The organism is Puniceibacterium antarcticum (genome assembly GCF_002760615.1).
Lineage (GTDB): Bacteria > Pseudomonadota > Alphaproteobacteria > Rhodobacterales > Rhodobacteraceae > Puniceibacterium > Puniceibacterium antarcticum.
The window spans coordinates 187,485-202,026 of sequence record NZ_AWWI01000060.1; the positions used below are offsets into that span (position 1 = coordinate 187,485).

11 protein-coding genes are annotated in these 14,542 nt (G+C 61.9%); 8 read left to right on the forward strand and 3 right to left on the reverse strand.

Annotation, left to right across the window (positions count from 1 at the left end; genetic code table 11):
• The 8 genes from araD (at position 1) to P775_RS08655 (ending at position 9,942) form a co-directional block, all read left to right on the forward strand.
• Positions 1 to 1,743 carry an L-arabinonate dehydratase gene (araD, locus tag P775_RS08620; RefSeq protein WP_099910599.1) on the forward strand — a complete coding sequence of 581 codons (1,743 nt, stop codon included), beginning with the start codon at positions 1 to 3 and terminating at the stop codon, positions 1,741 to 1,743.
• Positions 1,730 to 2,656: a Gfo/Idh/MocA family protein gene (locus P775_RS08625; protein ID WP_099910600.1), complete on the forward strand. Its 927-nt coding sequence runs from the start codon at positions 1,730 to 1,732 to the stop codon at positions 2,654 to 2,656. Before araD ends, P775_RS08625 begins: the two co-directional genes overlap by 14 nt.
• A gap of 14 nt (positions 2,657 to 2,670) precedes the next feature.
• Positions 2,671 to 4,188: an aldehyde dehydrogenase (NADP(+)) gene (locus P775_RS08630; RefSeq protein WP_099910601.1), complete on the forward strand. Its 1,518-nt coding sequence runs from the start codon at positions 2,671 to 2,673 to the stop codon at positions 4,186 to 4,188.
• A gap of 106 nt (positions 4,189 to 4,294) precedes the next feature.
• Positions 4,295 to 5,248, forward strand: a complete 954-nt coding sequence (gene ytfQ, locus P775_RS08635; protein WP_099910602.1) for a galactofuranose ABC transporter, galactofuranose-binding protein YtfQ — start codon at positions 4,295 to 4,297, stop codon at positions 5,246 to 5,248.
• 107 nt (positions 5,249 to 5,355) lie between these two features.
• Positions 5,356 to 6,876: a sugar ABC transporter ATP-binding protein gene (locus tag P775_RS08640; protein ID WP_099910603.1), complete on the forward strand. Its 1,521-nt coding sequence runs from the start codon at positions 5,356 to 5,358 to the stop codon at positions 6,874 to 6,876.
• Positions 6,873 to 7,886 carry an ABC transporter permease gene (locus P775_RS08645; RefSeq protein WP_099910604.1) on the forward strand — a complete coding sequence of 338 codons (1,014 nt, stop codon included), beginning with the start codon at positions 6,873 to 6,875 and terminating at the stop codon, positions 7,884 to 7,886. The genes P775_RS08640 and P775_RS08645 overlap by 4 nt, the downstream gene beginning before the upstream one ends.
• Positions 7,887 to 7,969: 83 nt before the next feature.
• Positions 7,970 to 8,941 (forward strand): galactofuranose ABC transporter, permease protein YjfF, encoded by a 972-nt coding sequence (gene yjfF / locus P775_RS08650; protein ID WP_099910605.1) that lies wholly within the window; start codon positions 7,970 to 7,972, stop codon positions 8,939 to 8,941.
• Positions 8,938 to 9,942 (forward strand): aldose epimerase family protein, encoded by a 1,005-nt coding sequence (locus P775_RS08655; RefSeq protein ID WP_099910606.1) that lies wholly within the window; start codon positions 8,938 to 8,940, stop codon positions 9,940 to 9,942. Before yjfF ends, P775_RS08655 begins: the two co-directional genes overlap by 4 nt.
• Before the next feature lie 145 nt (positions 9,943 to 10,087).
• On the opposite strand, the gene P775_RS08660 is transcribed toward P775_RS08655, so the two are convergent.
• From P775_RS08660 to P775_RS08670, 3 genes are read right to left on the reverse strand one after another with little or no spacing between them, the layout of a single operon-like run.
• Complete coding sequence (locus tag P775_RS08660) at positions 10,088 to 11,083, reverse strand: hypothetical protein (protein WP_099910607.1); 996 nt, start codon at positions 11,081 to 11,083, stop codon at positions 10,088 to 10,090.
• Positions 11,080 to 11,595 carry a (2Fe-2S)-binding protein gene (locus tag P775_RS08665; protein WP_099910608.1) on the reverse strand — a complete coding sequence of 172 codons (516 nt, stop codon included), beginning with the start codon at positions 11,593 to 11,595 and terminating at the stop codon, positions 11,080 to 11,082. Before P775_RS08665 ends, P775_RS08660 begins: the two co-directional genes overlap by 4 nt.
• Positions 11,592 to 14,420 (reverse strand): xanthine dehydrogenase family protein molybdopterin-binding subunit, encoded by a 2,829-nt coding sequence (locus P775_RS08670; RefSeq protein WP_099910609.1) that lies wholly within the window; start codon positions 14,418 to 14,420, stop codon positions 11,592 to 11,594. The genes P775_RS08665 and P775_RS08670 overlap by 4 nt, the downstream gene beginning before the upstream one ends.
• Positions 14,421 to 14,542 lie beyond the last annotated feature (122 nt).

The window sequence follows — 14,542 nt, forward strand, 5'->3', positions numbered from 1 at the left end:
ATGTCCTTTACCCCCGCCACATGGCCCCGTCGTCTGCGCTCTCAGGAATGGTACGGAGGCACCTCGCGCGACAATATCTATCATCGCGGCTGGTTGAAGAACCAAGGCTATCCGCATGATCTGTTTGACGGGCGGCCGGTGATTGGCATCCTGAACACCTGGTCCGATATGACGCCCTGCAACGGCCATCTGCGTGAGCTGGCCGAAAAGGTGAAGGCTGGCGTGTGGGAAGCCGGTGGCTTTCCGCTTGAGGTTCCCGTGTTCTCGGCCTCGGAAAACACCTACCGCCCCACGGCGATGATGTATCGCAACCTGGCCGCCATGGCGGTCGAGGAAACGATGCGCGCCCAACCGATTGACGGCGCCGTGCTGCTGGTGGGCTGTGACAAGACCACGCCGTCGCTGATGATGGGCGCGGCTTCGACCGACATCCCGTCGATTGTCGTGACCGGCGGTCCGATGCTGAACGGTTGGTTCCGGGGCGAACGGGTCGGGTCGGGCACGGCGTTGTGGCAGATGTCCGAGGATATCAAGGCGGGCAAGATGACTCAGGAAGATTTCCTTGAGGCAGAGCAGGCTATGAGCCGGTCATCGGGCACCTGCAACACCATGGGCACGGCCTCGACAATGGCGAGCATGGCCGAGGCGTTGGGGATGGCGCTGTCGGGCAATGCGGCTATTCCGGGCGTAGATTCCCGCCGCCGCGTTATGGCACAACTGACCGGACGGCGCATCGTGCAGATGGTGAAGGACGACCTGAAACCTTCTGATATCCTGACGAAAAAGGCGTTCGAGAATGCTATTCGTTGCAATGGCGCGATCGGCGGGTCCACCAATGCAGTGATCCACCTGCTCGCGCTTGCCGGCCGGGTCGAGGTGGATCTGACGCTGGATGACTGGGACCGGTTGGGCCGCGACGTGCCGACCATCGTGAACCTCATGCCGTCGGGTAAGTATCTGATGGAAGAATTCTTTTATGCCGGTGGCTTGCCAGTCGTTCTTAAACGTCTGGGTGAAGCGGGCATGCTGCACAAGGATGCGCTGACCGTGTCGGGCGAAGCCATCTGGGACGAGGTCAGCGAGGCAAAGAACTGGAACGAGGATGTGATCCTGCCGGTCGAAAAGTCGCTGGCCGCCTCGGGTGGTATAGCGGTCCTCAAGGGCAACCTTGCCCCCAAGGGCGCGGTGCTGAAACCCTCTGCCGCCAGCCCGCATCTGATGCAGCACAAGGGCCGTGCCGTGGTGTTCGAGGATATCGATGACTACAAGGCGCGCATTAATGACGACGCGCTGGATATCGATGAAAACTGCGTCATGGTGCTCAAGATGTGCGGGCCCAAAGGCTATCCCGGCATGTCCGAGGTCGGCAACATGGGTCTGCCGCCCAAGGTCCTGAAAAAGGGCATCACCGATATGGTCCGCATTTCCGATGCGCGCATGTCAGGGACCGCCTATGGCACGGTGATCCTGCACACAGCACCCGAAGCTGCGGCTGGCGGCCCGTTGGCCGTGGTGCAGACCGGCGACATGATCGAGATTGACGTGCCAGCACGGCGCATCCATCTGGATATCCCGGACGAGGAACTTGCCGCGCGTCTGGCTGCCTGGGTCCCGCCGGTGCCGCAATTCAAGAGCGGCTATTCCAAGATGTTCGTCGACAATGTCGAAGGGGCCGACACGGGCGCGGATTTCGAAGTCCTGAAAGGCCAGCGCGGAAACGAGGTACCTCGTGACTCTCACTAAACTTGCCATCATCGGCGTGGGCAAGATTGCCCGCGACCAGCACATCCCGGCCATTGCGGGCAGTGATGCTTTTGAGTTGGCCGCAACGGTCAGCCGTTCTGGCGGCGCCGACGGCGTGGAAAACCACGAAGACATCGACGCGCTGCTGAACGCACGGCCGGACATCACCGCGCTGTCGCTGTGCATGCCCCCGCTGCCCCGGTTTGAGATTGCCAAAAAGGCAATCCTCTCTGGCAAGCACACCATGCTGGAAAAACCCCCCGGTGCCACGGTGTCCGAGGCACTGGCCCTGACGGATCTTGCCGCCGCACAGGGTGTCACGCTGTTTGCAACCTGGCATTCGCGTTATGCTGCCGGGGTTGCGCAGGCCAAGGCCTGGCTGGCAGAGCGGAAGCTGAATAAGGTCGAGATCATCTGGAAGGAAGATGTGCGCCGCTGGCACCCCGGTCAGGACTGGATCTGGGAAGCGGGCGGCATGGGCGTGTTTGACCCCGGCATCAACGCCCTGTCGATCATGACTGAAATCCTGCCGGACCCGGTGCACCTGATCTCGGCAACTTTGGCTTTCCCGGAAAATCGTGATACACCTATCGCTGCTGACCTCACGTTCTCCGGACCTGATGATCTGCGTGTGACCGCCGATTTCGATTGGCGGCAAGAGGGCCCGCAGACTTGGGATATCACCGTCCAGACCGAGGATGGCACGCTGCGCCTGTCGGATGGCGGCGCGACGCTTCACATCGACGATACGAAACAGGCGCTTGAGGACACCGGCGAATATCCCGGACTTTATGCCCGTTTTGCCGATCTCATCGCAGCAGGCGACTCCGATATGGACCTGCGCCCGCTGCAACACGTGGCCGATGCCTTCATGCTTGGCCGTCGCGACACGGTCGCGGCTTTTCACGACTGAACAAGGACTTACTTATGACTGATCTCACCGGACGCCATTTGATTGCAGGAACCTGGGTCGAAGGTGGCGAAACCTTCCAATCCGATCCCGCCACTGGAACACCGCTGAGTGTCCTGTCCGCAGGGGCAGAACAGGTGGATGCTGCAATGCAGGCCGCCGAAAACGCGTTTGAGACCTATGGCTATACCACGCGCGAGGTCCGTGCGACTTTTCTGGAAGCGATTGCTGATGAAATTGAGGCGCGCGGCGCGGATCTGACGGCGATGGGCTCAGCCGAAACCGGCCTGCCCGAGGCGCGTCTGAATGGCGAGCGCGGTCGCACCTGTGGCCAGCTGCGCATGTTTGCCGACCACATCCGCAAAGGTGACTATCTGGATCGCCGCCACGATGTGGCGCTGCCCGACCGCGCGCCGTTGCCGCGCCCGGATCTGCGGATGATCCAGCGTCCCATCGGCCCGGTTGGTGTCTTTGGCGCCTCGAACTTCCCACTCGCGTTTTCGACCGCTGGTGGCGACACGGCATCGGCGCTCGCCGCTGGGTGTCCTGTTGTCTACAAGGGCCATCCGGGGCACCCCGGCACGGGCGAGATTGTGGCGCAGGCCATCGCCGCTGCCATTGAAAAGACCGGCATACCCAAGGGCACCTTTGGCTTTGTGCAGTCGAATTCCAACGCTGCAGGCGAAGCGCTGGTCAAACATCCGCTGACCCGCGCGGTCGGTTTCACAGGAAGCTATCGCGGCGGCAAGGCGCTGTTCGACATCGCCATGGGCCGGGACGAGCCGATCCCGTTCTTTGGTGAACTTGGGGCGATCAACCCGGTTTTCGTGATGGATGCGGCGCTGAAGGCGCGCGGCGCAGAGATTGCCAAGGGCTGGGCCGGGTCACTGACCATGGGCGCGGGGCAGTTCTGCACCAATCCGGGCATTGTGATCCTGACAGCTGGAGCCGAGGCAGATGCCTTTGCCGAGACTGCCACCGCAGCACTTGCCGACACCGGCGCGCAGGTCATGCTGACCGCAGGCACGGCGAGCGCCTTTCACTCGGGCGTCGACACCCTGACCAAAAGTGTCGCGACACAGCTGACCGCCAGCACTGAGGCTAAACCGCGTTGTGCCAATCCGGCGATCTTCCGCGTCTCTGGGGCTGACTGGCTGGCGCATCCGGAGCTTGCGCATGAGGTGTTCGGCCCCGCAGGTATCCTGATCTTTGCCAAGGATGACGCAGAACGGATGCAGATCGTGCGCAAGCTCGACGGTCAGCTGACCGTCACACTGCAGATGGACGCGGGCGACACAGATGCCCTGCGCCCGCTGATGCCGGTGCTTGAGCGCAAGGCAGGCCGCCTGCTGGTCAACGGCTTTCCGACCGGGGTCGAAGTGGCTGATTCCATGGTGCATGGCGGGCCGTTCCCGGCCTCGACAAATTTTGGCGCAACCAGCGTCGGCACTCTGGCGATCCGCCGCTTTCTGCGGCCGGTCTGTTACCAGAACATGCCCGAGGCGCTGCTGCCGGGGGATCTGACGGAGGAGTAAAGGAGCGCAGACAACCGACACGAGAGAGGAGGCGGTCCGCAGATGCGGGCCGCAAGAGAGGACTATCTGGGGCAGCACAACGCTGCCGAAATCTGGGAGGATTACCATGACTTTCAAGACACTTATGATGACCACCGTTGCCACGCTGGGCCTTGCCGCCGCAGCACAGGCACAGACTGTCGGCTTTTCGCAGATCGGGTCTGAATCCGGCTGGCGCGCTGCGGAAACCACTCTGACAAAACAGCAGGCCGAGGAACGTGGCATTGACCTTAAATTCTCGGATGCGCAGCAGAAGCAGGAAAACCAGATCGCGGCGATGCGCAACTTTATCGCGCAGGGTGTCGATGCGATCCTGATCGCTCCGGTTGTCGCCACCGGCTGGGACAGCATCCTGGCAGAAGCCAAAGAGGCCGAAATCCCCGTTGTCCTTCTGGACCGCAAGGTCGACAGCTCGGATGACATGTACCTGACTGCCGTGGGTTCGGACCTGGTACACGAGGGCGAAGTGGCCGGCAAATGGCTGGTCGATACCGTCGGTGACAAGGACTGCCGTGTGGTTGAACTCCAAGGCACCACAGGCTCTTCGCCCGCAATCGACCGCAAGACCGGGTTCGAGAAAGGCATCGCAGGCCATGACAACATCGAAATCGTGCGCAGCCAGACCGGCGACTTTACCCGTTCGGTTGGCAAGGAAGTGATGGAGAGCTTCCTGCAGGCGGAGAATGGCGGCGAGAACATCTGCGCGCTTTACGCCCACAACGACGACATGGCCGTAGGTGCCATTCAGGCCATCAAAGAAGCGGGCCTGCTTCCGGGCAAGGATATCCTTGTCGTTTCAATCGACGGCGTGCCGGATATCTTCAAGGCGATGTCCGAAGGCGAGGCCAATGCCACCGTCGAGCTGACGCCGAATATGGCCGGTCCCGCCTTTGACGCGCTGGCCGCTTACTGGAAAGACGGCACCATGCCGCCGAAATTCATCCAGACCGACTCGGCGCTTTATACCATGCAGGATGATCCGGCAGGTCAGTATGAGGCCCGCAAGGATCTCGGCTACTGATACGTTGACAGCCGTCAATCTTCCGGGGTGCAAATTCTGCACCCCGGGTCTTCTTTGCGTTCCAGCATGAGCCTGACCCTGCGGGGTGCAGGCAGACAGGCCATGACATGCTTCTGACAATTCAATCCCTGACCAAGACATTTCCCGGCACCAAGGCGCTGGATGGCGTCAACTTTGACCTTTCTGCAGGCGAGGTGCACGCCCTGTTGGGTGAAAACGGCGCGGGAAAATCCACGCTGATCAAATGCCTGACCGGTGCCTATCGCCGCGACGAAGGCGAGATGCACCTTGATGGGCGTCTCATTTCGCCGACCTCAACTTCCGAGGCGCAAGAACTGGGTATTGGAACGGTCTATCAAGAGGTGAACCTGCTGCCCAATCTGACCGTGGCGCAGAACCTGACCTTTGGGCGCGAGCCGCGCCGTTTTGGGCTGATCAACAGCCGTGCGCAAAAGCTGGCAGCGCTTGAGATGTTGCAGGGCTACGGCCTCGACATCGACGTGGGCCGCGATCTGTCGAGCTATTCCGTCGCGATCCAGCAGATCATCGCCATCGCCCGCGCCGTGGCCGTGTCGGGCAAGGTGCTGATCCTGGATGAGCCCACAGCCAGCCTTGATGCCGCCGAAGTGCGGATGCTGTTCGACGTGGTCCGCAACCTGCGCGACCGGGGTCTGGGCATCGTGTTCGTGTCGCATTTCCTCGATCAGGTGTTCGAGTTGACCGACCGTCTGACCGTGCTGCGCAATGGCCAGCATGTGGTGACGGAACAGACGGCGGGCCTCGACCGGCTGCAGCTTATCCATCATATGCTGGGCCGCGATCTAGAGGCGGTCGAAGAGCAGGGGCACACGGGCCACGCACCCATTGTAGAGCGTCCTGCGATGCTGCATTTCACCGGGATCGGTCGGGCCGGGGTTATAGAACCCTTTGATCTGACCGTGCACGAGGGCGAGGTGATCGGCTTTGCCGGCTTGCTGGGGTCAGGACGCACCGAAAGCGCTGAGTTGCTGTTTGGCCTGCGCCGCGCCCAGACGGGCGAGGCTCGCGATCAGAGCGGTCCGATATCCATTGAAACGCCGCAATCTGCCATCGCCGCAGGCTTTGGGTTTGCCCCGGAGGATCGCAAGACCGACGGCATTGTCGCGGAGCTCTCGATTCGAGAGAACATCATTCTGGCGCTGCAGGCGCAGCGCGGCTGGGCACGCCCGCTGCCTCGGGCCGAACAGGACAGGCTGGCGGCAGACTATATCAAACGTCTGGATATCCGAACCTCGGACGCGGAAAAAGCCATCGGCGATCTGTCGGGCGGTAACCAGCAAAAGGTTGTTCTGGCCCGCTGGCTTGCGATGAATCCGCGTTTCCTGATCCTCGACGAACCCACACGTGGCATTGACGTCGGTGCACATGCCGAAATTCTGAAACTGATCGACCGGCTGACCGAAGACGGCATGGCGGTCCTGATCATCTCATCCGAGCTGGACGAGCTGGTGGTCGCGGCGGACCGCATCATCGTGGTGCGCGACCGCCGCCATGTGAGCGAGCTGACCGGCAGCGCCGTGACCTCGGACACCATCATGCAGGCCATTGCCGCCGAAGATCATGCACCAGCACAAGAGGTCGCCCGATGATCCGTTCCCTGCGCCGTGTGGCGCCGCAGCTGATGACACTTGTTGTGCTCGCGGCCCTTGTCAGCTGGTTCTTCCCCAGTTTTCTGCAAATCGACATGTCCGACGGGCGGCTTGTCGGCCCGGTGATCGACATACTCAAACGCGGCGCGCCTGTGGCCATTCTGGCAGTCGGAATGACGCTGGTTGTGGCCACCGGCGGAATTGACCTGTCGGTCGGCACCGTCATGGCGATCACGGGCGCGGTTGCGGCCTCGGCGCTTGTCAGCGGCTGGGGCGTGCCCGTCGCGCTGATCCTGGCTGTTGGGGCTGGGATGATCGCGGGGCTGTGGAATGGCTGCCTTGTGGCGGTGTTAGGCATTCAGCCGATTGTCGCCACGCTGATCCTGATGACCGCCGGGCGCGGTATCGCGCAGCTGATTACCGAAGGGCGGATCCTCACCTATAGTGACACCGGCTTTGGCTTTCTGGGATCCGGCAGCATCTTGGGCATTCCGGTGCCCGCGCTCCTTTGGGTGCTGACGGGGGTTCTGGTGGCCCTGCTGATGCGCCGCACCGCCCTTGGTCTGCTGGTCGAAGCGGTCGGGGTCAACAAACGCGCCTCTGCTTTGGCCGGGGTCAATGCGCGCGGGCTGATCATTGTGGTCTACATGGCCTCGGGCCTTTGTGCGGCGCTGGCGGGGATCATTGCGACGGCGGATATTCGCGGGGCGGATGCCAACAATGCGGGTCTGTGGCTGGAGCTTGACGCCATCCTCGCCGTGGTGATCGGGGGCAATTCTCTGCTGGGCGGGCGGTTTTCCATCGCAGCCTCTGTGTTGGGGGCGATGATCATTCAGACCATCGACACCGGCATCCTGCTGGCGGGGTTCCCATCGGAATACAATCTGGTGATCAAGGCCGTTCTGGTGCTGGCGATCCTGATGATCCAGTCGCCGCATCTGGCCAGCGAATGGGCGCTGATCCGCATGCAGATCGCCCGCCGCCGCGCCGCGCGCGAGCAGGAGGTTTGAGCGATGACACCTACGGATATCAGCCCGATGACTTGCAAACATTCTGCAACGTTCCAAAACGATACCCTACTGGGGGAGCATAGATGAACCCGCGCACCTTTCCGCTGCTGGCGACGATTGCCATCTTCCTTGTGGCCTATGCCATCTGTTCGGCGCAGTATCCGACAATCTTTTCGAGCCGGGTCGCGGGCAACCTGTTGACCGACAACGCCTACCTCGGCATCACCGCCGTCGGCATGACGTTGGTCATTCTGTCGGGTGGCATCGACCTGTCGGTCGGATCGGTCATCGCCTTTTCCGGCGTCTTCATCGCCGTGATGCTGCGCGACACCGGACTGCATCCACTTGTGATCTTCGCGCTCTTGCTCGTCGTGACCACGCTGTTTGGCGCCGCGATGGGCGGGCTGATCGACATCCTCGCCATGCCGCCTTTTATCGTGACGCTGGCGGGCATGTTTCTGGCGCGCGGTGTTGCCTACATGCTGACCATCGATTCCGTTCCGATCAACCACGACTTCTACAGCTTCCTTCAAAAGTCCTATTACCTGATGCCGGGCAAGGGGCGCCTGACCTTTATCGGTGTGCTGATGCTGCTGACCGTGCTTGCGGGCATGATCGTTGCACACCGCACCCGCTTCGGGGCTTCGGTCTTTGCGCTTGGGGGCGGAACAGCCACAGCGCGGCTGATGGGGGTCAAGGTGCGGCGCACCACAGTGCAGATCTATGCCTTTTCCGGCTTCATGTCCGGCCTCGCCGGGATCGTGTTTTCGATCTATACGGGATCGGGGTATCCGCTGGCGGCTGTCGGGACGGAACTGACGGCCATTGCCGCCGTCGTGATCGGTGGCACGCTGCTGGCAGGCGGGGCGGGCTACATGTTTGGCACCCTGATCGGCGTTTTGACTATGGGGCTGATCCAGACCTACATTGTCTTTGACGGCACGCTGTCCAGCTGGTGGACCAAGATCGTCATTGGCGTGCTTCTGCTGTCCTTTATCCTGTTGCAAAAGGGGCTGGTGCATCTATCAACCCGCCAAAGAGGGGCACGCATATGAACGCATCAGCAGATATCACTGGATTCGGATACTTGCCGGACGGGCGCGAGGTGACGCGTATCGTGCTGCGCGGCGGCGGGTTGCAAATGGCCCTACTGACACATGGCGCACGGGTCCAGGATCTGCGGCTGGACGCGGTCGCCCATCCGCTGGTCATTGGCGCTGATACGCTGGACCCCTATCTGGGCGAGATGAGCTACTACGGCGCGATTGTCGGCCGCTTTGCCAACCGCATCGCCGACGCGGCGTTCGCTTTGGATGGCAAAAGCTACAAGACTGACGCGAATGAGAGGGATCAGCAGACACTGCATGGCGGCACAGAGGGGGCATCATCCCAACTCTGGGAGCTGCAGTCGGTGAGCGACACCTCTGCCACGCTGACGCTGGATCTGGCAGACGGGCATATGGGGTTTCCGGGCAATCTGCTTGTCACCGCAACATATTCTTTGCCGGGGGAAGGAACACTTGCGCTGGATATCACCGCAGTGACCGACAAACCCACGGTCTGCAGCTTTGCGCAGCACAGCTATTTCGCGCTTGAGGACGGCGGGTCGGTGGCAGATCAGACGCTCTGGATCGATGCAGATCGCTATCTGCCGGTGAATGATCTGATGATCCCAACGCTGGATGCGCCTGCGACGGTGACAGGGTCACGCTTCGATTTTCGCACCGCCCGACCCATCGGCACTGCTGGGCTGGACCACAATTTCTGTCTGAACGGGGCAGAGGGTGACCTGCGTCGTGTGGCCCGGCTGGAGGCGCCAAACCACTTGTCGCTGGAGGTCGTCACCAACCAGCCAGGGCTGCAGATCTATGACAGCGCCCGCCAGCCGCACATGACGGGGCTGGGGGGGCGTCAGCACGGTGCCTTTGCCGGTATCGCGCTGGAAACACAGGCCTGGCCGGATGCTGTCAATAGACCGGCTTTCCCATCTGCGGTGCTGCGCCCAGGCGAGGTTTACCGCCATGCCGTGCGCTATGTCTTTGCCACTCCGGGCTGAGCGAGCTTGACAGCGCAACCAAACGGGCCGCCACACCTGCCCAACTGCGTTTCAGTGCGTGGCGGGTTTCTGGCGCAGATGCTCACCCGCCTGAAATGTTGTGGGCCAGCATGTGGGCCAGCACAAGCCGACCAAAACAAAACCGTCATTTAACTTCGAGCGCGTCCAGATAGGATCGGATCGGCGTGAGGCCACAGATCGCCTGCTCCGGATCGCTGCAGCATGACTGAACCTGGCTCATGGATTGCGCATAGATCACGTTCCAGGCCGCTTCGCTGCCCCCAAAGGCGGGCGGCATGGCATGGCTGCCGGGATAGGTTGCGGCGCGACTGTCAGCACCCTCGGGGATCTGCCGACCGGTCATGAAGTCCGCCAATTGACCGCACGAGCCGGGCTTTTCCCCGCCCCATGGGCCGTCCAAGCCTCCCACCTGACCCGATCCGATCCGATGGCATCCCGTGCAGGTGTTGTCGCGCATGTCCATCACCGTGGTCGGCCAGGCCGCAAATCCCATGCCGGGTTCGACATGGGCATAGGGGCCAAAGGGGTTGACCGGCACATTGGACCAGACCTGCCCGACAAAGGGCGAATACATGAAGGGATCGTTGTCGTGGCAGGTGCCACAGCCATCACTTGCCACACGCTCCGGCGTTTCCCAGAACTGGTCATCTGTCGCTGCTGTGGGAGATGGCACGTGCACGCCACTGATCGCAGCGCCGGCATCCGCCTTGGCCTGAAACCAGCAGGTCGCGCCGGTCGCGGGGTTGTGGGCAATTACGTCAATCTCGTCATAGGCGGTGCTGCTCGCGTCGCGATAGACCTTCTGGCGGCACATGACTGACACCTGCGCGGTTTGCGTCGACAGGTTCAGGATGCGGGAATGCGGCACACATTGGCCATCAGACTGGGCACCATTGCTCAGCAGGGCCGGATGGTCGCAGCGTTCAGGGGCGTGGTCGGTTACGACAATGCCATCGACGGTGACGGGCACAGCCACACCCGCAGCACAGTCAAAGACCGGGATCGCGCCAATCTCCTCGGTGCAGGCCGCACCATACACCTCGGACGAAGTCTGCGCGCCAGCGGGCGCGGCCAGCAGAAAGAGCGCAAAGGCGCAACGCAGCGGAAAGCTCACGGTCATTTCCAGTCTCCGGCATTGGCTGCAATGGCCAGCGGCTTCAACGCTTCGAAATAGCGCACATAGCCGGTGCAGCGGCAGATATGGCTGCCAATCGCCTCCATCATCGCGCTGTCGATCTGATCCTGCGGGATCGGCTGTGCGCGCAAGCCGTCCAGAAACATCCGCGCCGCCATGACAAACCCGGGCGTACAATAGCCGCACTGGAACGAGAAATTGTCCAGAAAGGCCTTTTGCACTGCATCGGGCACGCCATCGTTCGCCACGGATTCGATGGTCGAGATGTCGCTGCCATCCAGCGTGCCCAGTGTGGTTGAACAGCTGATCACTGGTGAGGGTGTCGGATTTGGTGGCTTGGACACCTGTACGGTGCAGGCCCGGCAGACGCCGATCCCGCAGCAGAACTTTGTCCCCGTCAGGTTCAGATCCTCGTGCAGGAAATCGATCAGCCGTTCATCCGACCGGCTGTCGTCCAGCTGAAACGCCGCACCGTTGACCGTGAAAGACAGCGTCATTGGCCAAGGCCCTCCAGGATTTTCGCAGGCGTGATCGGCAAAGAGGTAAAGCGTTTGCCGGTGGCGTCGCGCAGTGCGTTCGAAATCGCAGGGGGAATCGAACACATCACCGCCTCTGCAATGCCGCGCCCGACCGGTGCGCTGCCCTGTGACGGCTCAAGGGTGAAAAGCTGCTGACCGCGCTGGCCGGGTTCATAGCCATCCAGCACGGGCACATCCTGAGCGCGGGCGACGTGATAGCGGTTGAGGTTCCACATACCGTCCGCCGGGCCTGCCATGCCGGTGGGCATGTCCTCAAGCAAGGTGTAGCTGATCGCCATGGCGACGCCGCCCTGACTCTGCCCGGAGACAAGCTGTGGCACGTGGATATGGCCCGCGTTCAGAACGCTCAGAACATTCTCGATCTGCACGGCGCCGGTACTGGTGTTGACCGTCAGGCCAACCACATTGATGCAGGGTGCCCAGACATAGCGCGCGTAACGGCTGCTGGCTTTGTCCGGCCCGACCGTGCCCTGTCGCGGGACCTGCACCGGATTGCCGCCAGAGGGCTGATAAAACGACAGACCGTCCAGTTGCAGCGGCAACAGGCCGCCGGGGGTTGGAAAATCTGCCGCGGCCCAGCTGTTCTGAAAATAGGCATGCCCCAGGGCCCCATTGGGCAGGCCGCTGGCATAGATCTCATCGGCCAGTGTCTGCAGGCTCAGTTCTCCTCCGCCGACGGATCTCCGTCCCAGCGTGCCGTCGCGCCAGACCACGTCAGAGGGGGGCAGGGATGCAACGCCCCAGATCTGCGCTGCAGCTGCCAGAATCGAACCCTGAAACAGTGCATTGGCGGTCTGTTGTACGGTATGCACCTGATGCAGCCCTGTCAGACAGGCCGAAGAGGATCCGACGGATTTCGCCGTCCAGTTGGGATTGGCCCAGCGCACCCCATCCGGGTCCTGTGTGGTCAGCCCGGTCTGATCGAACAGCGTGTAACAGCCCATGTCCACCCGCGCCGCATTGGCGCCAAGGATCGGGCCGATTGTCACCCCCAGCGTGGTGGCCGATCCGTTGCCCATGTCGACCGCATCCGATTGCACGGTCAGGCTGCCGTCGCGTTCCAGCAGAACAGATGCGACCATCCCATCCCCCGAGGTGCCATAGGCCTGCAGCGATATGGCGATCCCGGTGCCGTAGATCAGGCCGCGGGCGGCATAGTCCTGCCTGATCGCATCCCGGTCATTCCAAAGCGGCTGTCTCTGGGCAAATTTCAGCATCTCGCCAAGGCGCAGGGATTGTTCGACCGGACCGCCGACCACGGTGGTGCCGCCTTCTTCTAACAGATTGGCGGCCCGCAGCTCCGCCGGATCCCAGCCCCGTGCCGCCGCCAGATCATCCAGCGCGGTTTCAAATGCAAAAAACGCCTGCGGCCCGCCAAACCCCCGCTGAGAGCCGCCGGTCACGTTCTCGGTGTGCAGAGCCTCTGCATAGATATCGGCCATCGGGATCGCATAAGATCCCCCCGCACAGAGCGCCCCCAGAGAGGCGACATAGGGGCTGAGGTTGCGTTCGCCGCCGCCGTCAAAGGTCAGGGTCATCTGTACTGCCTGCAGCTTCATGTTGCTGTCCGCCGCCAATTCCCCCGACAGCTTGGCGCCGTGGCGTTTCAGCCCGACACGGAACTGTTCGAATCGATCATAGGCCAGCCGCACCGGACTGCCGTTGGAATAGGTGCCCGCCAGCGCGAGCATGAGCGAGAAGGGCGAACCATCACGCCCCCCGAATCCGCCACCGGGGTAACAGCTTGTCAGGTTGACCGCCTTCAGATGGATCGGCGCGTCGGCACTGTCATACATCGACAGGATGTTGCTGATGTCGCCATCGGGCGATTGTGTGCCCAGCACGATATTCATCGTGCCCGTGTCCGTCTCGATCCAGACCAGCCCAGCCTCTGGTTCCATGAACATCGGATCCATGGCCTGCATATCGGTCTGAAACGGCTGCCGGATCAGAGCGGGGTCGCTGGCCAGCGTCGTGCGGATCTTGTCCTGATAGGCCGGGACTTGATCCATATAGGTGTCCGGATCGGCCTTGGCATAGCTGAAATCATCGCCGTATTTCACATAGGTGGTCTGGGGTGAAAACGCACTGCCCAGCGGCGGGCCGTCCTCCTTGCCTGAGCCGTAAACCTGGTAGGCCGCGTCGTTGAACTCGATCGCCAACTTTGCCGCACGAAAACCGGCAAGGTTGTCAAACAGCAGCAACGCCACTGCCTGACCCAGATAGTTCGGCACATTTCCGGGCAGCACTATCAGATCAAATGTCATGTCCGAAGGCAGATCAAAGCTGCCGACGCTGCCCTCGCTCTTTGCGCGTGGTGCCCTTGCACGTTCCTGCGCGATGCGTTCTTGCAGCATGAGGTCGCGGTTGAACAAGAGTTTTGGCGCACGCAGCGTCCCGCTCAGCTCATTGCCCAGCACAACACGCGTGGGCCTTGCCTGCGGCGCAAGGGTGCCGAGGTCAAGGCCCTCAAAGGCCTGCTCGGTGGTCAGGGCGCGCAGATACATCGCGTGCCATTGCTGCTGCGGCCAGCCCGGCATGTCGCGGGCGTTGAAATCCCGGGCATAGACCTTCTCTCCCATCACCTTTGCCATCCCGTCGATGCGCTGACTGGCAACCCCGGGAACAGACGAGGCATTGGTGCCGATATCTGCCGCCCCGGGGCGCGCTGCCCTTCCAAGGCCCGGTATGCTCATCACGGTACAGGCCACCGCGCCACCTGTCGCCTTGAGGAACTTGCGGCGCGTGAATCTTGCGCCACCCACTGGTGATTGAGATGTCATCGCTCCCCCGGGAAGAAATCATTTAAAAGGCTTAATTTCGAACGTTTGGTAATACTTGAACCAGTTGGCCACATCGGGTGACCATGCGTCAAGATGTTCCGCAACACGCTGCGAAACACAGC